The organism is Myxococcus vastator, assembly GCF_010894475.1.
In the GTDB taxonomy this organism is placed as follows: domain Bacteria; phylum Myxococcota; class Myxococcia; order Myxococcales; family Myxococcaceae; genus Myxococcus; species Myxococcus vastator.
This window is the reverse complement of record NZ_JAAIYB010000085.1, coordinates 1-22,982: the sequence shown is the minus strand read 5'-3', so window position 1 is coordinate 22,982 and position 22,982 is coordinate 1. Positions and strand designations below refer to the sequence as shown.

General features: G+C 71.0%; 22 protein-coding genes. 9 read left to right on the top strand and 13 right to left on the bottom strand.

The genetic code is table 11. The features are described 5' to 3' along the window. Positions 1-272: 272 nt before the first annotated feature. From G4D87_RS11380 to G4D87_RS11370, 3 genes are all read right to left on the bottom strand, one after another. Positions 273-860, bottom strand: a complete 588-nt coding sequence (locus tag G4D87_RS11380) for an NYN domain-containing protein (RefSeq protein ID WP_163781819.1) — start codon at positions 858-860, stop codon at positions 273-275. Positions 861-930: 70 nt separating this feature from the next. Next, the gene (locus G4D87_RS11375) at positions 931-2,439 is read right to left on the bottom strand and encodes an ATP-binding protein (protein WP_163781818.1); all 1,509 of its coding nucleotides are present in this window, start codon (positions 2,437-2,439) and stop codon (positions 931-933) included. After that, the gene (locus G4D87_RS11370; RefSeq protein WP_163781816.1) at positions 2,436-3,155 is read right to left on the bottom strand and encodes a GTP-binding protein; all 720 of its coding nucleotides are present in this window, start codon (positions 3,153-3,155) and stop codon (positions 2,436-2,438) included. Before G4D87_RS11370 ends, G4D87_RS11375 begins: the two co-directional genes overlap by 4 nt. Before the next feature lie 288 nt (positions 3,156-3,443). On the opposite strand from G4D87_RS11370, the gene G4D87_RS11365 reads away from it, so the two are divergent. The 5 genes from G4D87_RS11365 to G4D87_RS11345 all read left to right on the top strand — a co-directional run bounded on the left by G4D87_RS11365 (position 3,444) and on the right by G4D87_RS11345 (position 8,112). Then, the gene (locus G4D87_RS11365; protein ID WP_163781814.1) at positions 3,444-3,980 is read left to right on the top strand and encodes a GNAT family N-acetyltransferase; all 537 of its coding nucleotides are present in this window, start codon (positions 3,444-3,446) and stop codon (positions 3,978-3,980) included. Positions 3,981-4,234: 254 nt separating this feature from the next. Further along, complete coding sequence (locus G4D87_RS11360; RefSeq protein ID WP_163781812.1) at positions 4,235-5,968, top strand: type IV pilus twitching motility protein PilT; 1,734 nt, start codon at positions 4,235-4,237, stop codon at positions 5,966-5,968. 1 nt (position 5,969) lies between these two features. After that, a complete protein-coding gene (locus G4D87_RS11355) occupies positions 5,970-7,079 on the top strand; it encodes a type IV pilus twitching motility protein PilT (protein WP_163781809.1) in 1,110 nt (369 codons plus the stop codon). A gap of 40 nt (positions 7,080-7,119) precedes the next feature. After that, positions 7,120-7,509, top strand: a complete 390-nt coding sequence (locus G4D87_RS11350) for a VOC family protein (RefSeq protein ID WP_163781821.1) — start codon at positions 7,120-7,122, stop codon at positions 7,507-7,509. A 66-nt stretch (positions 7,510-7,575) separates the two neighbouring features. Next, entirely contained in the window at positions 7,576-8,112 is a 537-nt protein-coding gene (locus G4D87_RS11345) for a regulatory protein RecX (RefSeq protein ID WP_163781807.1), read from the top strand. A gap of 65 nt (positions 8,113-8,177) precedes the next feature. Here G4D87_RS11345 and G4D87_RS11340 read toward each other — a convergent pair whose 3' ends face one another. The 7 genes from G4D87_RS11340 to map form a co-directional block, all read right to left on the bottom strand. Next, positions 8,178-8,381: a YtxH domain-containing protein gene (locus G4D87_RS11340; protein WP_163781805.1), complete on the bottom strand. Its 204-nt coding sequence runs from the start codon at positions 8,379-8,381 to the stop codon at positions 8,178-8,180. An 88-nt stretch (positions 8,382-8,469) separates the two neighbouring features. After that, on the bottom strand, positions 8,470-9,927 hold the full coding sequence (locus G4D87_RS11335; protein ID WP_163781803.1) for a S28 family serine protease: 1,458 nt from the start codon (positions 9,925-9,927) through the stop codon (positions 8,470-8,472). Positions 9,928-10,082: 155 nt separating this feature from the next. Then, a complete protein-coding gene (locus G4D87_RS11330) occupies positions 10,083-10,946 on the bottom strand; it encodes a hypothetical protein (protein ID WP_240358194.1) in 864 nt (287 codons plus the stop codon). Beyond that, positions 10,943-12,691 (bottom strand): hypothetical protein, encoded by a 1,749-nt coding sequence (locus tag G4D87_RS11325; protein WP_163781799.1) that lies wholly within the window; start codon positions 12,689-12,691, stop codon positions 10,943-10,945. Before G4D87_RS11325 ends, G4D87_RS11330 begins: the two co-directional genes overlap by 4 nt. After that, on the bottom strand, positions 12,688-13,290 hold the full coding sequence (locus G4D87_RS11320) for a hypothetical protein (protein ID WP_163781797.1): 603 nt from the start codon (positions 13,288-13,290) through the stop codon (positions 12,688-12,690). The genes G4D87_RS11325 and G4D87_RS11320 overlap by 4 nt, the downstream gene beginning before the upstream one ends. Before the next feature lie 134 nt (positions 13,291-13,424). Next, complete coding sequence (locus tag G4D87_RS11315; RefSeq protein WP_205507541.1) at positions 13,425-14,081, bottom strand: DUF2231 domain-containing protein; 657 nt, start codon at positions 14,079-14,081, stop codon at positions 13,425-13,427. 96 nt (positions 14,082-14,177) lie between these two features. Next, positions 14,178-14,960, bottom strand: a complete 783-nt coding sequence (gene map / locus G4D87_RS11310; protein WP_163781792.1) for a type I methionyl aminopeptidase — start codon at positions 14,958-14,960, stop codon at positions 14,178-14,180. A 77-nt stretch (positions 14,961-15,037) separates the two neighbouring features. Here map and G4D87_RS11305 point away from each other — a divergent pair, with 77 nt between their 5' ends. Next, complete coding sequence (locus G4D87_RS11305; RefSeq protein WP_163781790.1) at positions 15,038-15,316, top strand: LysR family transcriptional regulator; 279 nt, start codon at positions 15,038-15,040, stop codon at positions 15,314-15,316. A gap of 232 nt (positions 15,317-15,548) precedes the next feature. Then, entirely contained in the window at positions 15,549-17,633 is a 2,085-nt protein-coding gene (locus G4D87_RS11300) for a TonB-dependent receptor (protein WP_240358195.1), read from the top strand. A gap of 3 nt (positions 17,634-17,636) precedes the next feature. Here G4D87_RS11300 and yoaA read toward each other — a convergent pair whose 3' ends face one another. The 3 genes from yoaA to G4D87_RS11285 form a co-directional block, all read right to left on the bottom strand. Continuing rightward, a complete protein-coding gene (gene yoaA / locus G4D87_RS11295) occupies positions 17,637-19,625 on the bottom strand; it encodes a DNA repair helicase YoaA (RefSeq protein ID WP_163781785.1) in 1,989 nt (662 codons plus the stop codon). Between the two features lie 163 nt (positions 19,626-19,788). Further along, on the bottom strand, positions 19,789-20,571 hold the full coding sequence (locus G4D87_RS11290) for a hypothetical protein (RefSeq protein WP_163781783.1): 783 nt from the start codon (positions 20,569-20,571) through the stop codon (positions 19,789-19,791). Then, positions 20,568-21,566 carry a site-2 protease family protein gene (locus G4D87_RS11285; protein ID WP_205507539.1) on the bottom strand — a complete coding sequence of 333 codons (999 nt, stop codon included), beginning with the start codon at positions 21,564-21,566 and terminating at the stop codon, positions 20,568-20,570. Before G4D87_RS11285 ends, G4D87_RS11290 begins: the two co-directional genes overlap by 4 nt. 211 nt (positions 21,567-21,777) lie before the next feature. Here G4D87_RS11285 and G4D87_RS11280 point away from each other — a divergent pair, with 211 nt between their 5' ends. Then, a complete protein-coding gene (locus G4D87_RS11280; RefSeq protein WP_163781778.1) occupies positions 21,778-22,125 on the top strand; it encodes a hypothetical protein in 348 nt (115 codons plus the stop codon). Positions 22,126-22,203: 78 nt separating this feature from the next. Then, positions 22,204-22,982, top strand: a 779-nt coding sequence (locus tag G4D87_RS11275) for a hypothetical protein (RefSeq protein ID WP_163781777.1), incomplete at its 3' end; no start/stop codon positions are given.

Genomic DNA, 22,982 nt, shown 5'->3' with positions numbered 1-22,982 from the left:
CAGTGGCCAAGGGGCATCCGTCCGCACAGGGGGGCATGGCACGCCGACGGAGTCCCCCTTGCCGCCTTCGCCTGCTGGCCCGCCAGCATCCCTTCCTTCCTGGCGGGAGCAGATGTTTAAAGGGGTGCCTCTGAGGAGCCGTCTGGATTGTGACAGGATTTGCCACAATCCCTTCCTTCGCGGTGACCTCCAAAGTCTCACGCGGCGCGGCGCGCCCTGGCCAAAGGCACACGCCGCGGCCGTCAGCGGCGTGCGCCTGGGTGAGGGATTCGCTACAGGAACAGCCCCGGGTCGAACTCGTCCACGTTGACAGGGAGCATGCGCGGCAGGGGCCGGTTGAACACCTTGGCGTTCAGCTCCAAATCCAGAATCTTGAGCCCGGAGGGGACGAGCTCCCGGAAGCGCTGGCTGACGTACTCACGCAGGCCGAGCACCGCCACCTCGCGCTTCTCCTCCAGCATGGGCTTGAGCGCGTCCGCGAAGTCCGCGCCGTCATGGCTGGCGAGCACCACCGCCGCGCCGGGGCGCTGGGTGCGGATGTTCTCCAGCAGCTTGAGGATGCCCAGGTCCACCACCTTCTGGTCGGGGCGGCCGTAGAGCAGGGCCACCTCGCAGCCGGCGGACTTGAGCGCGCGCACGAAGCCAATCATGACGTCCGGCAGCTGCTCGCCGCGGGCGTTGAGCACCACCACGCAGCGCACGGGCGACGGGAAGTTCGTCTCACAGAAGGACACGAGCCGGTCGAACTGGACGCGGTCCTGGGACTCGGGCTTGCGGCCCACCACGTTGGAGACGGCCCAGTCGATGTTCTCTGCGTCGATGAGTACGTAGGAAGCTGCGGGGGGGCGGCCGGAGAGCATGCGCGCGAGGATACGCGGGAGCCCTTCCGCCCGGGGAACTCAGTTCAGTCCCCCGGCGCGTCAGGCCGCGTCAGAAGCGGTCCTGTCCGCCAGGCGACGGCATGGGCGCCAGCGCGGAGAAGCCGCCATGCTCCGACAGCGGCGGCTGGAGCGGCAGCACCACGGTGAAGCGCGAGCCCCGGCCGAACTCGCTCTCCACGGACACGCGCCCCCCGTGGCCTTCCACCAGGCTCTTCACGATGGCCAGCCCCAGCCCCGCGCCGCCGTGCTCGCGCGTGGAGCTGCCGTCCACCTGGTAGAAGCTCTGGAAGATGTTCTCGAACTGGTCCGCGCGGATGCCCATGCCGGTGTCTTCCACGCTCACGCGGTAGCCCTGCGCGGCCAGCTCCTTCTGCGCGGTGGCCTCCGACATCACCACCGACACCCGGCCCCCGGACGACGTGAACTTCACCGCGTTGGCGAGCAGGTTCACCACCACCTGGCGCAGCTTGTCCGCGTCCGCGGCCAGGCGCGGCTGGGGCAGCGGCGGCAGGCGCACCTCCAGCTCCACGCCCTTGCGCTGCGCCTGGGGCGCCACGCTGGACACCGCCGTCTGGATGACGCTGCCCAGGTCCACCGGGCCCATCACCAGGCGCAGCCGCCCGGCTTCAATCTGGCTCAGGTCCAGGATGGAGGAGATGAGGTTGAGCAGCGACTCGCCCTTCTCCACGATGGTGCGCACGTAGAGCAGCTGCTCCGGGTTGAGCGCGCCGGCCAGGCCTTCCGCCAGCATCTCCGAGTAGCCGATGATGGAAGCCAGCGGCGTGCGCAGCTCGTGGCTCACCGTGCCCAGGAAGGTGGACTTCAGCCGGTCCAGCTCCTTCAGGCGGGTGTTGGCCTGCGCCAGCCGGGCGTTGTTCGCCTCCAAATCCCGGTGCGTCTCCAGCATCGCCTCGATGTGGAGCTGCGTCGCCAGGAAGGCGCGCTGCCCGCTGGCCACCAGCGCGGCCAGCACCTGCCCGAAGTGCACCAGCACCTGCGCGGCGGTGCGCTCGGGCACGCGCCGCACGCGGCCCACCAGCTCGTGCGCGCGCGACAGGTCCACCCCGGAGATGTCCGTCAGCGACGGCGGGAAGTCCGCCAGCTCCTCCGGCGTGAAGGGGCCCAGGATGACGCGGCCCAGCGTGTCGCCTTCCCAGCGCACCGGCATGACCAGGTAGCGCAGGCCGGTGAAGCACGGCAGCGCGATGATGCCCGCGGCCTCCGCGCCGTCACCGCGCGCGGGCCGGGCGCTTTGCACCGGGGCCACCGGTCCGTCCTTCACGCGGGCCACCGTGGCGGTGCAGCGCGAGCGGCCCTCCGGGAAGCCGAACACGTACGAGCAGAAGTCGCCGTGCCCCACCTTCACGTCGGCCAGCTTGTCGCCCGCGGTGTCCATCACCTTGATGCCCACGCGGTACAGCTCGCTGAAGCTCCGCACCACCTCCACGAAGGAGGGCAGGTCCAGCATGTCCGCCAGCGACAGCCGCCGCTGGAGCACGGACTCACGGCGCGAGGCGCCCACGCCGTCCGACGCCCCGTTGCCCGACGCGCCGTTCATCGCCCGTCTCCGCTGCGCGCTTCACCCGCCGCGCGCCCGTACATGGCGGCCAGCGCCGTGCCAGTGAGGTCCATGCGCCGGAAAATCTGTCCCAGGAACTCCGCCTCCGTCAGGCCCAGGTTGCGCGCCAGGTGGGCGCGCATGTCGAGCCGCCGGTAGGCGGCCTGCGCCACCGCGTGGAAGGTCTCCAGGACGCCTTCGCCCCGCAGGGCCACCGCGCCCACCACCGCCTCGCCGCCGCGTCGCCGGGACTCCTCGATTTCGGCGTCCGTCCGCGCGTCCGGCAGGTCCTTCTTGTTGAACTGGATGACCACCGGGACCTGGCTGGGGTCCAGGTTGTTCTCCTTCATGTTCTCCTGGAGGTTGCGCCAGTAGGCGTTGTTGTCCGCCGTGGCGCCGCGCCGGCTGTCCGCGATGAAGACCACCGCGTCCGCGCCCTGCAGGACGATGCGCCGGGTGGCGTTGTGGATGACCTGCCCCGGCACGGTGAAGAGCTTCACCTTCACCTTGAAGCCCGAGGACGTGGAGAAGAAGACGGGCAGCAGGTCGAAGAAGAGGGTGCGGTCGTCGTGCGTCTCCACGGTCAGCAGCCGCCCCCGCACCTCCGGGGACGCCTTCGCGTGGAGGTGACGCAGATTGGTCGTCTTCCCGCTGAGCCCGGGCCCGTAGTAGACGATCTTGAGCGTCAGCTCTCGCTGGGCGTGGTTGAGTTGCAAGGTGGGGCTCTGGCTGACGGTCGAACGGAGGAGTTTGACGCCTTCGCGCCCGACTGCGGGTTTTTATAGTGGGAAGCGGCCCGGCACGGAAGGCCGGCGGGGTGCCAGGCGTGGAAGCGATGCTCATCCTTGGAATGGGCTGAACGCATGGCCGGTTCGACGAAATCCGGCTCCTCACCAAGGAGAGGAGGGCCTCTCCTCACTTCATGGGACAATGTGCGCGGAATGACTGCGTGCACCGGTGCCGCTGGAGCGGTTAGGATCGCAACTCGACGGAGGAGCAAGGCGATGACGATGAAGCAGGTGGACGCAGGCGTGGAGGTGGCCCCAGCACCGGTCCTGGATGTGGCTGGCCTCCCCAACGACCTGATGGCGGCGGTGAAGTTCGGCCTGCCCACCGACGAGGACATGACGGCGGTGGCGGACCTGCGCGCCGGCTCCGAGCCCTGGAAGAGCCGGGGTGAGACGCAGGAGGACAGCCTCAAGGCCCTGGCCCAGCTCAAGCCCTTCATCCATGTGGCGAAGCTGCAGAGCCAGCTTGTCGGCTATGTCACGGTGGAGCGGGACGGCCCGGTTCCGGGCGCGGCGTACCTGCGCAACATCGTGGTGAAGCCCGAGCTGCGCCGCAAGGGCCTGGGCAACATCCTGCTGGAGCAGGCGCTGACGGCGGCCCGGGACATGTACCGGAAGACCATCGCCCTGCGGGTGGACCCGTCCAACTCGCCCGCGGTGAGCTTCTACCGGAAGGAAGGCTTCACCACGGTGGCCACGGTGGTCTCCAAGAAGTCCGGGAAGCTTCGCCTCCTGATGTCCCGCGAGCTCTAGCTTCGCGCGGGACCTGTTGCCTCCGGGCGGGAGGCCCTCCTCCCGCCCGCTGCTCCGAGCGGGCCCCCAGGTGGGTCCCGGAGCGCCCTGCCCCTCCTTCCGGGTGACAAGCTCCGTCAGGCGCGGACGATTTCCGTCTGCCCGAAAGCAGGCGAGCAGTCCCGGGACAAGGGGGGCCGATTTCCTCGCGATGTCGTCTATCCTGCGGCTCCCCCGCGCCCGCGCGCAGTCGCGGTCTTGAGCCGACATCCCGCATGAAATCGCTCGCAGAACTGTTGCGGCACCTGTCGCGTCCGGGTGTCACCGAGTTGACCCTGGCCACCGGTCGTCCACCGATGATCCGCGGCGCCAACGGCTATGAGCCGGTGGACCCCTCCGCCGCCACGGCCGAGGACATCACCCGCGCCCTGCAGGCGATGGTGGGCGTGGCCCGGGCCTCCACCGTCACGGAGACGCCGGTTCAGTGGTCCGTCAACGCCACCGGCCTGGGCTCGCTGTCCATCGCCGCCATGCGGCGGGGGGACCTCATCCACCTGCGGCTCAGCAAGGCCGCCGACGCGGGGGCCGCCGCCCAGGCCGCCACCACCACCGCGCGCCCCGCGGCGCCTGCTCCCGCGCAGCCCGCCGCGCGTCCCGCTGCCGCGGCGCCCGTGCAGGCCGCGGCACCGGCATACCGCGCGCCAGAGCCCGCCGCGGCTCCGGCATACCGCGCGCCCGAGCCCGCCGCGCCCCAGCCCTACCGCGCGCCCGAGCCCGCCGGGGCCCAGGCCGCCCGTGCGCCCGAGCCCGCGGCGGCCCGTCCCATGGCCGCGCCGGCCCGGACCTTCACGGGCGCGGGGCGTGAGCTGGCGGTGCTGCTGGAGGAAGGCCGCCGGGGCCTGGCCAGCGACGTGCACATCATCGCGGAGCGCCCGCCCCTCTTCCGCTTCGCCGGAGAGCTGACGGCGCAGGGCCCGGTGCTGGACGCGACGACGGTGGAGAAGCTGCTGCTGCCGGTGGTGCCGGAGCGGCTGCGGCCGGTGCTGGAGCGCGAGGGCAGCTGTGACTTCTCCCTGGAGACGCCGGAGATGGGGCGCTTCCGGGTCAACGTCAGCCGCCAGCGCACCGGCCTCAAGGGCACCTTCCGGCTGATTGCGCGGGAAGTGCCGACGCTGGAGTCGCTGGGCCTGCCCGCCGACATCGCCAAGGCCACGCACCACCACCAGGGCCTCATCGTCATCACCGGCCCGTCCGGCCACGGCAAGACGAGCACGCTGGCGGCCCTGGTGGACCTCATCAACCGCGAGACGTCCCACCACGTGCTCACCGTGGAGGACCCGGTGGAGTTCGTCCACCCGCGCAAGCGCGCGCTCATCAGCCAGCGCGAGGTGGGCTCGCACACCAAGACGTTCGCCAGCGCGCTCAAGGGCAGCCTGCGCGAGGACCCGGACGTCATCGTGGTGGGCGAGCTGCGCGACACGGAGACGGTGCGCATGGCGCTGTCCGCCGCCGAGACGGGCCACCTGCTCATCAGCACCATGAACACGCCGAGCGCGGCGAAGACCATCGACCGGCTCATCGACCTCTTCCCGCCGGGAGACCAGCAGCAGGTGCGCCTGTCGCTGTCCAGCGGCCTGCGGCTCATCGTCAGCCAGCGGCTGATGCCGAGCGCGGACGGCAAGGGGCTGGTGGCCGCGGCGGAGGTGCTGCCGGGCTCGGTGTCGCTGGGCAACCTCATCCGCGACAACAAGACGTTCCAGATTCCCTCGCTCCAGCAGCGCGGCAAGAGCCTGGGCATCATCCGCTTCGAGGACTCGCTGGCGGACCTGGTGCGCGCCGGGAAGGTGAAGCTGGACGTCGCCAAGGGCTTCGCGGACAACCCGGACGAGTTGGAGGCGGTGGTGACGGGCAAGCGCGCCGGCGCCACGGTGAACGCGCCGGAGACGCAGCAGGAGAGCGCGCGGCTGCTCAGTAAAATGGGCTCGCTGATGGGAAGGAAGGGCTCCTGAGATGACGACGCCCCGTCTGGCTGTCCTGTTCGATGCGCTGCTGGAGCAGAAGGGCAGCGACCTGCACATGGGCATCGGCTACCCGCCCATGGGCCGCATCCGCGGCGAGCTGGTGCCGCTGCGTGAGCAGCCCCTCACCGCGCCGGAGCTGCAGGCGCTGCTCTTCGAAATCTGCTCGCCGGAGCAGCAGCGGCAGATTGTCGAGGACCTGGACCTGGACTTCGCCTACAGCTACGGGACGAAGGCCCGCTTCCGCGCCAACTACTTCAACAAGATGACGGGCCTGGCGGCCGTCTTCCGCACCATCCCCAGCAAGGTGCTGTCGCTGGAGGACCTGAAGACGCCGGAGGTGGTGCGCAAGCTGTCGGAGCGCCGCAGCGGGTTGGTGCTCGTCACCGGCCCCACGGGCAGCGGCAAGTCCACCACGCTGGCCGCGATGATCAACTACATCAACAAGACGCGGCCCGCGCACGTGCTCACCATTGAAGACCCGGTGGAGTTCGTGCACGAGTCCATGCGGGCGCAGGTGACGCACCGGGAGGTGGGCCCGCATGCGTCCAGCTTCTCCACGGCCATCCGCTCCGCGGGCCGCGAGGACCCCAATGTCATCCTCATTGGCGAGCTGCGCACCAACGAGACGATGAAGCTGGCGCTCCAGCTGGCGAGCTTCGGCGTGCTGGTGTTCGCCACGGTGCACACCAACAGCGCGCCGGCCACCATCGACCGCATCATCAACGCCTTCCCCGCGGACGAGCAGCAGCAGGTGCGCGGCATGCTGGCGGAGAGCCTGGCGGGCATCGTCGCCCAGCAGCTCATCAAGACGGCGGACGGCAAGGGCCGCGTGGCCGCGCTGGAAATCCTGGTGGGCGGGCCCGCCATCGCCTCCATGATTCGCGAGGGCAAGGTGTTCCAGATTGCCTCGAAGATGCAGGCGGGCCAGGGCCAGGGCATGCAGACGCTGGACATGCACCTGGAGCGGCTGGTGAAGGACGACGTGATTACGCCCGAGGCCGCGCTGGAGAAGGCCCAGGACAAGGAGAACCTGGCCAAGGTCATCTCCCGCCTCAAGCCGGACTGGCAGGTGCCGGAGTCCCTGAAGTCGCTGGGCTGAAGCCGCGGGCGGAAGACCCGAAAGGAGCACAAGCGTGTCGATGAAGAAGCCGGCGGTGGGCAGCGTGGGCTGGATGGACCTCACGGTGAAGGACGCGGTGGCCGTGAGGGACTTCTACAAGGACGTGGTGGGCTGGTCCGCCACCGGCCTGGACATGGGCGGCTACGAGGACTTCGTCATGATGCCCCCGGGCGGCGGCGAGACGCCCGCTGGAGGCATCTGCCACGCGCGGGGCCCGAACGCGGACATGCCCTCCGGGTGGATGGTCTACATCACCGTGGCGGACCTGGAGCAGAGCCTGGAGCGCGTCACGGCCATGGGTGGCCAGGTGCGAGGCAGGATTCGCGGCTCCGACAAGGCGGGGCGCTTCTGCGTCATCGAGGACCCGTCCGGCACGCTGTGCGCGCTCTACCAGTCAGGGAGCGACTGACGGGCCGCACGCTCCTCCCCGGGTTGCTTCCGGGCGTCAGACCCGGGTGGTAGACCCGAATCCGTCATGAATAACGAGCGCGGGCCCAAGCGGCCCCGGAAGGTGTCCCCCACCTATCTGGAGAACGCGGCGCTGCACTACCTGAAGCGGTATGCGGCGACGAAGAGCCAGCTTCAGCGCGTGCTGCTGCGCCGGGTGGACCGCTCCCTCAAGTTCCACGGCGGTGAGCGCGGCGAGGCGCTGGCCTGGGTGGAGGCGCTGGTCGCGAAGCTGGTCCGCAATGGCCTGCTCAACGACGAGGCCTATGCCCAGATGAAGGCGCAGTCGCTGCGCGCCTCGGGCCGCAGCACGCGAATGATTACCCAGAAGCTGCGCCTCAAGGGCGTCCCTGCGGAAGTCGTGGCGAAGAAGGTCGCTGACGCCACCCACGAGGTGTCCGAGGAAGACGCCGCGCGCATCTGGGCGCGCAAGAAGCGGCTGGGCCCCTTCCGCAAGCAGCCCGGCACCCGGGAGGAGCACCGGAAGAAGGACCTCGCGGCGCTGGCCCGTGCGGGCTTCTCCTTCGGCATCGCGAAGAAAATCATCGACTCCAGCCCCGCCTGAGGAGCCGGTCCGGGGTGAAACAGCGGCGGCCCGCCCGCTTGGGGCGGACCCCCGCGAAACCACGCTCAGTCGTCGGTGGCGTCTTCGATTTCGTCCCCGGCCTCCTCGGCCGTGTCCTCAATCTTGTCGCCCGCCTCCTCCGCGGCGTCCTCCGTCTTGTCCACGGCGCGCTCGGCGTCGCTCTCCGCGCTCTCCCGCGTGTTGCGGTGGCAGCCCGTGCCCACCACCAGAACGCCCAGCGCCGCGGCCATCAGCAAGTTCTTCAGCATTCGCTCAACCCTCCCTGAAAGTGCGGCGGAAGATAGTCACGGCCGCCCGGACGCCAAGGATGGTTTGAGCTCAAAAAGTCCGCGTCCGCTACCGGGCGCGCCAGGCCTTCATGCGCGCGTCGCTCGACCCGCGGCGGCGCAAGGCCTCCATCCCCGTCGGGAGCTGCACCGGGGCGTCCGCCCACTCCGACAGGCGCCCGAGCAGGAAGCTCCGCTGCGGCTCCGGCAGCGCGCTCAGCGTGCCGAAGAAGCCGACGCTGTCATCGGCGATGACGCGGTACGCGTCGTTGCCCGTCGTGGTGCTGAAGGCGCTGGCGGACCAGGGGCTCAGCGCGCCGTAGACGAGCAGCACCCGCCTGGCCTCGAAGCGGGTCCACGCCTCCAGCATGCCCCCCGTCCACGGCTCGTACTGCTTGCGCACGCCCGTGGGCGGGAAGCGCGTGGGGAGGTGCTCACCGGCGTAGCGCAGCAACGGCCGCAGGTGCAGCTCCGGGTAGCCCGGGCCGCCCAACTGCGTGGCGCCCTGGTAGTAGAGCGGCGCCGACTCCTCCAGCGCCTGGTCGGAGAAGGTGAACTCCAGCGTGGAGACGTAGCTGAAGAAGGCGAAGAGCTCCTCCGCGCTCGCCTCCGGTGAGGGCAGCCCCTCACACGTCCCCGCCATGCCGTAGTACTGCCAGAAGATGAAGGGCACCTCGATGACGGCGAACTCGAAGGCGCGGTCCTTCCCCAGCGTGTTGAAGGTGAAGCCCTGGGCGTCGTAGCCATCCATGAAGGGCAGCAGCTCGTCGCGGCGGGTCAGCGCGGCGTACTGGAGGGACGCGAGCTGCTGGCGGCAGGCCGCGTCTCCCACCTTCGTGAGGAGGAAGCGCCCGTGACGCGCGTCATGGAGGCCCCGGTTGTGCTGCGCCGAATAGGTCACCGTGGCGTGGACGTCGCTGGGGAAATAGAAGCGGTGGGCCAGGGCGGCGGTGCCACCCTTGAAGACGCCGGTGGACAGCCAGCGCCCGCCGTACAGCGGCTTGAAGGCCTCGACGAGCCGGTGGGCATCCGCCGCCGCCTGCCACATCGTCAGCTTCCGCCAGTCCATGCTGGCCGGCTTGGACGCGCCGTAGAAGCGGTGCTCCACGGTGAGCTGGTTGCCCTGGAGCAGGTCCGTGGGCTCGGCGGGGATGGGCTCCTCGAAGATGGCGGTGCCCTCCGTGTCCAGCACCATGGGCGCCGTCTCCGAGCGGTGCATCAGCGTCACCCGCTGCTGGAAGCGCGTGCTCCAGGGACGCAGGTGGTCCACGGGCTGCTCGTAGTCCATCGTGAAAAAGCGGAAGCCGTTGACCTCGACGTCGGTCAGCACCGTGAGGCCCGCGATGGACTCCAGGCGGGTGCGGAGGTCCGCGCTCGACAGGTCCACGGAGGCGGACTCGGGCGGCGCGGTCCCCTGCTCCAGCGACTCCAGGCCCTCCGTCGTCGAGCCGCCACAGCCGAGCAGCCATGCGCCGAGCAGGCCGCCCACCGCGACACCCGCCCAGTTCCGCTTCAGCCCGCTTCGCATGGTGCCGTCCTCAGGTGTCCGTTGAAGCCCGCGAAGATAGCAGGCCCCGGCCCTGGCCACGCATGAAGTGCCTGGGCGCGGCGGGCCTATATACCGGCGTCGCACAACGAGCGGTAAGGCAGACTATTTCCAGGAACGGCACACCGCGGCCTGACTCAGGGTCCGGGCCGCGCCTGTTCGAGCAGGCCCTCGCGCATCAGCGTGAAGACCGCCTGCCCACACCGGCCCCGCATGTCCGCCGTGGCACGCGCCACCCGAACGACATATCGCACACCGTCCAGGCTCACCTGGGCCGGCTGTCCCACCTCGGCCGTCACCGTGGTCCCCGGGCCTGGCGAACGCTTCGCGTGCGTCACGCGGAGCTGGACGTCCAGCACCTGCGGCCCCTCCGCCAGCGTGCAGCCCGCGTCCTCCCAGCGGAAGCGCAGCTCCGGAACGAGCCCCGCGGGAAGCAGCACGTCTCCCGCGAGGGTGGTGGGCGCACTGGGCACCGTGAGCAGCAGCAGCCGGCCCTCCGCGTCCCGCAGGGTGTCTCCCGACAACAGCACGGGAGGCGCACCCTCCTCCGTCGTAGGACAGGACGCGGGCTCGCGATGGCTCGTCCACTGAACGACCTGCCCCGTCAGGTCCGCCAGCACGTCCGGCACCTGGAGGCTGTAGCTCACGCCGCCGCGCACCGGCCCCGCCTCGTACTCCAGCACCGAGGCCCACCGGTCCTGGTGCCGGTACGCGCCGCGCAACTGCCGGGCGACGGTGAAGCGGCGCTCCAGTCGCGTGTCCGTGCGCTGCTGCACGGCGTCCTCGGGCGCTTCCTTGAACGCCACGTCCACCTGCGCCGCGCGCCAGACCTGGACACACGGGCGCTCGCGCTGGAGCGAGGCCAAGGCCTGCCCGGCGTCGGAGACCGGCGCGGAGCACTTCATCTGGCAGCCCATCAGGCCCGCGATGAGGAGCCCCGCGGCACCGTGCGCCCAGCTCGCCGGGGCACGACAGCGTCCCGGGCGCGAGCGCGGGCTCATGGGCACTCAGCGTAGAGCGTCGTGCCGTCGGTCGACACGAAGAAGTCCTGTCCCTCCACCTGCCCCCGCGCCCGCAGCCGCTCCCGCTTGCGGTCCACCGACAGGCGCCGCGACGCGACGGGTGGCTCCGAATGGGGCACGCGCGGCTGGAACCGCGCCGGCCCTCCCTTGTCGTCCGGAGCGTACTTCGCCAGCAGCGCGCGACTGGTGCCGTCGTCCGCGTCGCCGTCGTCCAGGAAGTCGAGCTCCACGGCGCCCCACTCGTTCACATCGCAGTCGCACGCGCCGCAGCCAGGGAAGCCGCACCCCAGGAAGCCGCTCCGGCAGGAGACGCACTTGCTCTTGGGGGACGCGCTACATGCCGCGCACGCATTGCTTCCAAACGAGTACGTGTGCGACCCCGGCGAGCCCACGCCGAGCATCTGGTAGCGGTAGTTCATCACGCTGGCGTGCACCACGCTGGTCTGCCCCGGCACGTCGTTGCCGTTGTGGTCCAGCGCCAGGTTGTGGCCCAGCTCGTGGATGAAGGTGCCGCGCTGCTCCTGGATGCTCGGGCTGCTCCAGCAGCCCAGGCTGAGGATGAGGTCATTGCCCAGCACCTCCGCCTTGCCGGAGGAACACGATGTGCTGCTGCCCTGCCGGTAGGCCCACACCGCGTAGTGGAAGTAGGGCCGCCGCTCCGGGTTCCCGGTGGAGAACCCGCCCTGCTTGAGCGCATAGAAGTCCACGCCGCCGCTGCACGCGCCGAAGCACACCACTTCATGCCAGGACAGCGCGCTGTCGATGAAGGCATGCAGCCGCACGCCCGCGTCCCGCGCGAACACCGCCGCCGCGTCCGCCACCAGCCCGGCATAGGGCCTTCGCGTGAGATAGGGATTGGTGGGGTGCTCCATCCAATCCACCTCCACGTAGAGGTCCTTCACCGTGGGGCTGCCCCATTCGGAGAAGGAGAAGCCGTCATTGCCGAACAGCTCCAGCGTGTCCGGTATCCCATCTCCGTCCGAGTCCTTCGAGTCCGGGTTCATCCCCACCAGCGGCTCCAGGGCATTGGAGATGCCGTCTTCGTCCTCGTCGTTGTCGCTGAAGATGGTGGACCACAGCGCGTCATCGTGGACGAAGCGGGCCGTGCCCGTGCTTCCGGGGAAGCGGCCCACCACCACGCGCTGGGCGCCCGCGTTCTGCGTGCTCGCCGCGACGACCAGCGGGTAGGCGCGGGGCCCGCTGTCATCGTCGTGTTGCAGGTACTCCGCGTTGGAGCGCAGCAGGAAGACCAGGTGGTCCCCCGCGCCCGGCGTCGTGGACGTGGCGCGGAAGGTGTCCTTCACGTTCCAGGCGAAGCCGAGCGGCACGCCGCCGAAGGGCTGGTTGCTCAGGAGGAGCGCGCCGTTGCGATACAGGCTGGCCGTCCCGCCGCGCCCGTCCGCGTAGGCGCGCACCCAGACGCGGTAGAGGCCGGCGTCCGGCGCGGTGAACGTCACGCAGGAACGCGCGGCGCCCGCGCAGTCGTCGCTCATGGCCACCTGACTCCAGACGCCGCCGCGGTCCCTGAGCACGTGAAGGACGGTGTCCGGCGCGGTGCCCGTCAACTCCCCTGTCTCGAAGGTGTACGTCTGCCCCGCGTCCAGCCACGTGCTCAACCAGATGAAGCTGCCCCAGTCGCGCGAGGCCACATAGTGCGGCCCGGCCAGCACCAGCGCGGGGGCCAGCAACACCAGTGCGAAGAGACTCCCTGGAAGCGCCTTCATCGCGTCTCCTCCGCGCGGAAGAAGGCTTCCTTGAAGGTGTCGTGCTGCCGCGACTGCTCCTCCGGCGGGAGCGACCGCCACTTCACCCGCTCCACGGTGAGCGCCTGCTGGTAGCGCGCGTCCACGTCTCGCGCGCGGGCGTCCGCGTCCGAGGGCTCCGGCGGCGTGGCCAGCTTCGCCACCAGGTTCAGCGCCGCCAGATAGCGCCGCTCCTTCTCGGCGCGCGCTTCGGGCGTGGCGTCCATGAAGGCCCGCTCCGTGCGCGTCACCAGCACCGCGAGGTCGTCCACCGGCTCCTCTCGGAGCAACGCCAGTTCGTCAGGTGTCAGCGGCACCAACGCGCGCGCCGCGAACCGCTCCCATTCCGGCGCGTCTTCGCGAAGGCGCGCCACCTGCACCGCGCGGCCAGTGTCATCCTTCGCGGGCTCGACGTGGAAGCGCGGCTCGGCGGCGACCTTGGGTGGCGATGCGGGCATTCGGGCGACTTCGGGCGGTGCTCCTTCCTTGCCGAGCGCCCACCGGGTGACCAGCAACGAAGCACCTGCTCCGACCAGCATGATGCCCAGCACCACCGCTGCGACTTCCCCGCGTGCGCGCATGCGTCGTCCCCCACTCGCTGGCGCGCAGCTCTAGCGCCATTTGCCGGGGACGGCAAACCCACCCCGCGGCAACCTGCGCGGGGGCATCCACGCCACGGGGAAGTGTCATGACATGGACGCCCGGGGGACGGGCGTCACGCCTGAGGCATGGGGCGGCCCGGGCCGTGGAACACCACGACGGGCGCGGGCAGCGTGAGCGATTCGTCCTCCGGCTTCGTGCCCGTGGCGCCCTTCGCGAGCGGGCGCCCACCGGCGAGCACCTCACGCGCCCGTGACACCAGCCACTGCGCCCCACGAAGCGCGTCACGCACCAGCAGCAGCGGCGCGTCGCGAGACAGCAGCGCGGGGGAGGTCGCCTTGCTCGTTGAATCAAGCTGTCCCACGCCCAGCTCGTAGACCAGCTTTCCACCGAGCGTCGCCGTGTAGAGCGCCAGCCCACAAGCGCCCAGCCCCAGCGCCACGGTGGCCGCGGTGGGCTCGCGCCGCAGCCGCCACACCGTCACGCCCAAGGCGCCGAGCAGCACGGTGGCGTTGCCCACGCCATGCAGGAACGTCATGTCCCGGGCACGCGGCGACTCCAGCCGGACCTCCTGGCTGGCCGCCAGCCCCGACACGCCCGCGAGCAGGCCGCCAATGGAGCCGGCCACCCAGATGCGACGTGCCACCTGGGCCCAGGCGCCGTCGCCTGTCGTCACCGAGATGAGGTCCGCCACCGCCGCCGTGGGAAGCAGGGCCAGTGGCATGTGCACCAGTGCCGGGTGCAGCTCGTGCAACAGCATCTCCTTCTTCATCGCGTGGCCTCCCGCCCTCGTCCTCCAAGGGTAGGCACCCCGAGGACCCATGGCAGGCACGGCTGCCTGCCCGCCCTCTCAGGCCAGGGAAAGCGTTCAGCAGGCGATTTCGAGCGAGAGGGCGTGCTCGGGCTGGGTGAGCACCTCGCAGCCGTCGGGGGTCACCAGGAGGGTGTGCTCGAACTGGGCGGACAGGGCGCCGTCCTCCGTCACCACCGTCCAGCCGTCGGCCAGGATGCGGATGTCCGGCCGGCCCAGGTTCACCATGGGCTCCACGGTGAAGACCATGCCCGAGCGCAGCTTGATGCCCGAGCCTCGCTTGCCCGTGTGGGAGATGGTGGGGGGCCCGTGCATCTGGTGGCCGATGCCATGCCCGCCGAACTCCTCCACCACGCTGCAGCCCTCCTTCTTCGCCAGCTCCTCGATGGCCGCGCCGATGTCGCCCAGCCGCGCGCCGTGGCGGACGACGGCGATGCCCGCGTCACGGCACCGGCGCGCCACGTCCACGATGCGACGGGCGTCGTCGGACACCTCACCAATGAGGAACGTCGCGGAGGTATCGCCGTGGAAGCCGTCCAGGAACGTCGTCACGTCCACGTTGATGATGTCCCCGCGGCCCAGCCGCTCGCCGGGGTTCGGGACGCCGTGACAGACGATGTGGTTGCGGCTGGTACAGACGGTGGCCGGGAAGCCCTTGTACCCCAGTTGGCTGGGCTTGCCTCCCCGGCGCGCCGTGTCCTCGCGAACCCACTGGTCGATGTCCGCCGTGGTGACACCGGGGGCCAGCTTGGAGGCGACGAAAGCCAGCGTACCGGCGGCGGCCTGACTCGCACGGCGCAGACGTTCGACGTCCGTGCCCTTGAACAAGGGAATGCTCATGGGCGCCAAGGTGCGGCGCCTGGGGGCCATGCGTCCAATGCTGTTTCGGTATGGCTGATGGCGGTAGAGTGGCGGACGTGAGCCTCACGCACATCCAGTCCTTCGTCGCCGTTGCCGAGGAGTGCAACGTGGGCCGAGCCGCGCGCCGCCTGCACCTGACGCAGCCGCCGCTCAGCCGTCACATCCAGGCGCTCGAGGACGAGCTCGGGGCGCGGCTCTTCGAGCGGACCCGGGGTGGCATGCGCCTGCTCCCCGCGGGCGAGGCCTTCCTGCAGCACGCGCGTCGCATCCTGGCGGAGGTGGACGCCGCCCTGCTCACCGTGCGGGACGTGGCGGGCAGCCGCGCCGGCGGATGACGCAGCCGAGGCCGGTGCGCGCCTCGGCGTGTTGAGCCTGGGGCGTGCGTTCAGCATCGGACGGACAGGCGCCTCCTTCCGCGGCGTCATCTGCCCGGCGGCCTGGAACCGGGGCGTCGGACTGCTAGAGCGGGCATCGATGCCCGCCCTCCTCGTGACTCATCGGAGTCCTCACGTGCGTCCCATCCGGGTGCTCGCGCCCCTGCTCTGGGCCCTCGCCTCCTCCACGGTGATGGCGGCGCCGAGCCCCGACGAGCAGGAGGTTCCCGACACGCGCCAGCAGCAGCCGTCAACGGATGCGCCCACGCGGGAGCGGACGGAGGACGCGGACACTGGCGCCGCGCGGACCGTCGTCACGGGCTCGCGGCGTCCCCGGCCTGCGCGGGACGTGCCCGCCACCACCACGGTCCTCCCCCGCCCGGAAATCGACCGGAGCCCCACGCTGACGCAGGACGCGCTGGTCCGCACCGTGCCCTCCGCCGCCACCTTCCGCCGCACGCCCAGCCTCGTCTCCGACCCGACGGCGCAGGGCCTCAACCTGCGCGGGCTCGCGCCGTCGGGCGTGGCGCGCAGCCTCGTGCTGCTCGACGGCATCCCCGTCAACGACCCGTTCGGCGGCTGGATTTTCTGGCGCTCGCTGCCACGGCTCGGGCTCGAGCGCATCGAGGTCGTCCCCAGCGGCGGCTCCGCCCTCTACGGCAGCGGCGCGCTCGGCGGCGTCGTGCAGCTCGTGTCACGCGACATCACCGGAGCGCAGCTCGACGCGGATGCCACCTATGGCAACGCACGGACGGGCCTGCTCGCGGCCCGCGGGGCGGAGGCGTGGGGCCCCATCCGCGCCTCGCTGGAGGCAGAGCTGCTCACCAGCGACGGCTACCCCATCGTCAGCCCCGCCCAGCGCGGCGCCATCGACGCGGACACGCCCAGCAGCCATGCCGTCATCAACGGACGCATCGAAGCGGATGCCACCGAGGCGCTCACCCTCTCCGCCCGCGCCAGCCTGTTCCGCGAGGACCAGAACGGCGGCACCCGGCTCACCACCGCGCGCGTGGAGCTGGCGCACTTCAGCGCGGGCGCACGGCTGCGCACCGCGCACGGCGGCACCCTCACGCTGGACCTCTTCGGCCGCGTGCAGCGCTTCGAACAGGACCGCGCACGCATCGCCCAGGACCGCGCCTCCGAGGCACGGGCCGCAAGCCAGGACGTGCCCGCCAACGACCAGGGCGCGTCCCTCGTCTGGACCGGCCCGTCCTGGACCGCCCTGGGCACGCACGTCCTCACCGCCGGCCTGGATGCGCGCCGCATGGCGGGCACGTCCCGGGAGCAAATCTTCCCTCCCGCGCCCTCCGAGACGTCCCTCCGCCTGCGCGACACCGGAGGCACCCAGGTGTCCGGCGGCGTCTTCATCGAGGACCTCTACACGCCCTCGCCCGCCGTGGAGCTCAGCGCCGCGCTCCGGATGGACGTGTGGCGCAACCAGGACGGTGCGCAGCGCCTGGAGCGCGCCAACGGCGCCGTGGACACCACGCGCTTCGACGACCGCACCGAGCAGCAGCTCAGCCCGCGCCTGGGCCTGCGAGTGCGTCCGCTGGAAGGGCTCACCCTCCGCGCCTCCGCCTACCGCGCCTTCCGCGCCCCCACGCTCAACGAGCTGTACCGCCCCTTCCAGGTGGGCACCCTCCTCACCGCCGCCAACGCCCACCTGGGCGCGGAGCGGCTGTGGGGCGCCGAGGCCGGCGTGGAAGCCGAGTCCTCCGCGCTGGGCCTCACCACGCGCGTGACGGGCTTCTGGAACGTGCTCGACGACCCCATCACCAACGTCACGCTGGAGCAGCCGCTACCGGATGGCTCCACGCGCCAGCGCCAGAATCTGGGACAGGCGCGGGTGCGCGGCGTGGAGGCCAGCGTGGACTGGAAGCTGGCACGTCAATGGACGGCGCTGCTCGCGTACACCTTCGTGGACCCCGTCGTGACGCGCTCGCCGGGACAGCCCGGGCTGGTGGGCAAGCAGCTCGCGCAGGACCCCAGGCACCGGGGCACCGCCATCGTCACCTTCCACGACCCCGACATCGTGACGGCCACGGTGCAGCTTCGCGTGACGGGCGCGCAGTTCGAGGACGACCTCAACGAGCGCCCCATGGGCGGCTACGCCGTGGTGGACGTGTCCGCCAGCCGCCACCTCTTCTGGAAGCTGCACGTCTTCGGCGCGGTGGAGAACCTCTTCGACCGCGAGTACCTCGCGGGCCGCGCCGGGGTGGACACGTTGGGCCCGCCCCTGCTGGCGCGCATCGGCCTGCGGCTGCGCGACGCGCCCTGAGGCTCAGCGGAGGGTGCGCACCGGCCGCACCGGTCCGTTGAACCAGCGGCTCAGCGACACCACGTCCTCCATGCGGCGCGCGGGCGGGAGGCTGTCGAGGAAGACGCGGCCATACGCCTTCGTCACGATGCGCCGGTCCAGCATCGCCACGATGCCCCGGTCCGACTGCGTGCGGATGAGCCGGCCGAAGCCCTGCCGCAGCGCCAGCGCCGCATGCGGGAGCTGATACAGCTCGAAGGGCTCCTCGCCCCGCTGCTGGAGCTGCTTGATGCGCGCGGCCACCAGCGGGTCTCCCGGCGACGCGAACGGCAGCCGGTCGATGATGACCAGGCTCAGCGCGTCGCCCGGCACGTCAACGCCCTCCCAGAAGCTGTGCGCCGCGAAGAGGACGCTCGGCGTCTCGCGGAAGGCCTCCAGCAGCTGCTGCTTGGGGCGCTCGCCTTGCAGCAGCGCCTGGTAGGGCAGCCGGGGCGCCACCAGCTCGTAGGCCCGCACCATGTTGCGCAGGGACGTGAAGAGCACGAAGGCGCGCCCCCCCGTCACCTCGCAGAGCCGCTCAATCTCCTCCGCCGCCTCCTCGATGAAGCCCGGCGCGGTCGGGTCCGGCAGGTGCGTGGGCAGGTACAGCGCCGCCTGCGACGGGAAGTCGAAGGGGCTGGGCACCGCCAGCGTCCGCACGCGCGTCACCGGCTGGCCGTCCTCGCCGTACAGGCCCATGCGGTTGGCGAAGAAGTCGAAGCGGCTGTCGGCCGCCAGCGTCGCGGACGTGTACACCACCGTGTCCAGCGCTCCGTACATCCGCTCGCGCAGCTCCTTCGCCACGTCGATGGGACTGGCGCGCAGGAAGAGGCCCTTGCCCCGCTGCTCCGCCCAGTAGACGTGGTCCGCGGACTCGGCCTTCTCCAGGAAGGAGAGCTGCTCCTCCAGCTCGTCCGCGCGGCGGGTGAGGGCGGCCAGCTCCGGCTCGCGCTCGCCCACCGTGAAGGCGGACAACGCGGCCAGCGCGTCCCGCACGCCCTCCAGCGGCGTGGACAGCTTCGCCATCACCTCCGAGCGCAGCGCCACGGAGGCCTCGTGGCCGGACAGCCCCAGCGCCCGGGGCGCCTGCGCGAAGAGCGCGTCCGCTCCCGCGCGAAGCCGGGCCGCCAGCGCGCGCAGCATGGCGTGGCGGGCGTCGTCCTCCTTCAGCGACGCCACCGCGTCCCGCGCCAGCTCCTCCAGCCGGTAGTTGGACACGCTGCAACCGAAGTGGCCGCTGGCCGCGTCCTCCAGCGCGTGGGCCTCGTCGAAGATGACGGCCTCGTACCAGGGCAGCACGCCCTCGGTGCGCTTGCCGGAGCTGCGCAGCGCCAGGTCCGCGAAGAAGAGGTGGTGGTTGACCACCAGCAGGTCCGCCTGCTCCGCGCGCTTGCGCATGCGCGTGACGAAGCACGTCTCGTACTGCGGACATTTGGTGCCCACGCACGTCTCGGAGGTGGTGGACAGGCGCGACCAGGCGCTGAAGGACTCGGGCAGGTCCAGCTCGCTGCGGTCGCCGGTGTCCGTCGCCTCCGCCCACGCCTTCAGCTTGGGCCAGTAGCGCGACTCCTCGCGCGAGCCGAACTGCGGCTCCTTGGAGAAGGCGTCATAGCGGTGCAGGCACAGGTAGTTGCTCCGGCCCTTGAGGTACGCGGCCTCGAAGCGCAGGCCCATCTTCTCCCGCATCAGCGGCAGGTCCTTGAAGAAGATCTGGTCCTGCAACGTCTTCGTGGCCGTGGACACGACCACCCGGCGCCCCGACAGCAGCGCGGGCACCAGGTAGGCGAGCGTCTTGCCCGTGCCGGTCCCCGCCTCGGCCAGCAGGTAGCTGCGCTCGGCGAAGGCCCGCTCCACGGCGCGCGCCATCTGAAGCTGCTCCGGGCGGTGCTCGTACGCGGGCAGCGCGACCTCGAGCGCGCCTCCCGGACCGAGCAGGCTGTCGACGGACGGAGGGGTGGAGACGGAGAGCGACATCGGCACCGAGGGGGAGGCGGGAAGCGGCCGGACAAAATAGCAGCGACCGCCGCTTCAAGCGCGTTTCCGGCCGCGTTCGCGCCGCCGGGCCCGGGTGGCTGCCTGCCCCTTGGCCAACAAGTCGCACCGCCCTCGGCGGCACGGCACCCGGACAGCCCGGCGCTCAGTACCCCGCGCTCAACGTGCGCAGGTGCTGGAAGACGAGCACCGCCAGCACCAGCACCACGATGAAGCCCACCCCCACCGCCACCGTCTTCAAGCGGTGGAGGACGTTGGGGGTTCCGACCGGCTCCATCGATGACGGCACCACCAGGGTGGCCCGGCGCACCACCTCATCACGGCCCCGCCGGGCGACGGCGTCGTCCGGCACATGCGCCAGGCGAATCCGGTACAGCCGCCCCACCATGGCCAGCTCGCCCCGCCCCACCGCCAACGTCATCAGGCGGTCATGGGCGTCCCAGTCCTCCCAGCGCGCCGCCAGGGTCCGCCACGCTTCCGCCAGCACGTCCGACAGGGGCTGCTCCTCGGGCTGGTAGTTGACGTAGACAAGCCCGCACTGCGGGCAGGACAGGGCCTCCTCGCGCCGAGGCGCCACGCACTTGGGACAGACGCCTGGGGGTGGTTCAAAGAGCGCGTCGTCCGTCAGCGGCGCCGCCACCGGCCCCGGCTCCGAACGCACCACCCGCAGGGCCGGCGTCACCGGCGCGGCGGCGCTCCAGCTCTCGGAGGGTGGAACCACGGGAACCGACGGCACCGGAACCGACGGCACCGGCGCCGACCCCGCGGCGGGAGCAGCCCGCACCTCCGTTCGCGGCGCGGTGGTGGCAGGCGGGCCCACGCGGCTGTCCGCGCCGCAGCGGCCACACGTCACCACGAGCCCACCGGCCTCTGTCCGGTAGGCCTCCAGCGGCACGAGCCGCTCGCACGCGTCACACTGGAACTTCATGTCATCACCTGGCGCAGGGGAATGGGCATGGCGCAGCCGATGAGTGCCAGCAGGCACAGCGCGCAGATCCACTTCCGCAGCGGACTGAGCGGTGCTTGGGGTTCCACCACCTCCGGATGGCCGAAGCCTACCAGCTTGCTCGTCACCAGCAGCCATAAGCCCCAGGACGCGGTGACGAAAAGGGTGAGGATCAACAACACCAACGCCACCGCGCGGCCCACCCAGTGCGCGCGCCGCCCCCACAGCGCATAGGCCAGGTGCCCGCCGTCGAGCTGCCCCACGGGCATCAGGTTCAGCAGCGTGACGAGCAGCCCGAACCAGCCGGCGATGACCACCGGATGGACCAGCACGTCCTTGCCCTCCGGCAGCGGCCCCAGGGCCAGGCGCGTCAGGCCCTGCATCAACAGGCTGTCGCCGAAGAGCGTCTGCACGCCGTTGAAGGGCGGCTCTGGCGCGGGCGGCGCGTTGGTGACGCGGTCCATCACCCAGGTGAAGACGTCCCGGCCAATGGCCCACAGCGAGCCGTCTGCCGGGAAGGTGGTGGCCGGGAGGTCCGGCGCATCCACCACGGTGGAGTGAGCCAGCCCCCAGAAGAGGATGGGCAGGGCCACCACCAGCCCCGCGAGCGGTCCCGCCGCGCCAATGTCCACCAGGGCGTTGCGGCTCGGGATGCGGTCGCGGATGCGGATGACGGCGCCCAGCGTGCCCACGCCGAGCACCGGCAGCGGGATGAAATATGGCAGGGAGGTCTCCACCCGGTGCCAGCGCGCCAACACGTAGTGCCCCATCTCGTGGGTCCCCAGGATGGCCAGCAGCGACAGGCTGAAGGCCAGCGCGCGGAAGGCCGCTTCGGGGGACACCTCTCCCAACGAATAGGGCCGCTGGAAGTGGAAGTAGAGCAGGTACGACGTGAAGGTGGTCCCCACCGTCAGCACCAGGAGCAACAGGTGCACCCAGTAGCGCGGCGCGGGGCGGGCAGCGGAGACGGTGTCCATGAAGGGAGCCTCGAGGTTGGCTAGCAAGGGGAGATGTGCATTGCAACGCGCTGCCGCCCAACCGCACTGACACCGAGTGTCTCGGACGGACCTTGACATGGAGTCGACATCTGCTACGACCCCGCCCGCTTGAAGGTCTCAAGACAACGGCCGGACGCTCTCCAAGGCGCCCGGCCGCCACACAAGCGTCCAATTCAAGAGGGGAAAGACCATGAAGAAGCTCGTCCTGTCCGCCGTTGCCGCCAGCAGCATGGTTGCCTGCACCAGCGTTGAGAGCGCCGTTGTCTCCGGCACGGAGATCGCCTCCAACGGTGAGGCCGTCGCCGTCGTTCAGGCCAACGCGCTGGGCCTGACCGCCATCTTCCACATCGTCGACATCGTCCAGAGCGACCTCGACACCGTCATCAACAAGCTGCTCATCGCCGAGGCCAAGGCCATGGGCGCCTCCAAGGTGGAGCTGCTGACCGCGGGCACCACGCCCCGCCACGGCATCTACGCGCTGACGGGCACCATCATCGGCGTGACCAGCTCCGGCGCCGTGGGCGTGGCGGTCAAGTAGTCCACACCGCGCAAGCCGCGCGGTTGATGCGGAAGGCCCCCTGGCGACAGGCGGGCCTTCTTGCTTTTGTGCCCTCCCATGCGTGAACGCCTCCTCCTGCTCTGTGCCCTGACGGCCCTCACCGGCTGCCCCAAGAAGGGCGGCGATGACGCGGCCACGCTGCTGCCCGAAGTGAAAGCCGGGCTGGCCGCCCGCGAGGCGAAGCTGAAGAGCTACCGCATCGCCGGCGCCGTCCAGGACGCGGGGCGGGAGCCGGTGACGTTCACCTTCGAATACCGCGCGCCGCGGCGCCTGCGGGGCACGCTGGGCCCGCCCGCCTCGCGCACCTTCGCGTGGGACGGCACGCACTTCTTCCAGCAGCTCGACGGGGAGAAGCGCTTCAGCACCTTCACCTCGGAGCTGCCGCCCGCGAAGCTCGCCGGCTTCCTGTCGGAGACGTTCCACCCCTTCATGCCCGAAGGCTTCCGCACGCCGCTCCTGCTGAGCCACGCGACGGTCCGCCGCGCCACGCACCCGCTGGCGCCGCAGGCGGTGGAGCTGGTGCAGAAGCTGGAGGGTGAGGCCGCGGGCCTGGAGATGGTCTACGTGCTGCGCTGGCCCCAGCTGGACTTCCTGGGCCGGCGCACCGGCGCACCGGACGGCGCGGCGGCCGAGGAGCGCGTGGAGGAGGAGCACTGCGACGCGGCCCTGGCGCTGTGCGTGCCCAAGCGCCTTGGCCGGTGGCAGGGAGGCAAGCGCGTGGGCGAGACGGTGCTCACGCGCGTGGAGCTGAACGCGGCCCTGCCCAACGACGGCTTCACCCTCACCGCCCCCGAAGGCTACGACGTACAGACGCGGACACTGGTGGAGTCCGCCCC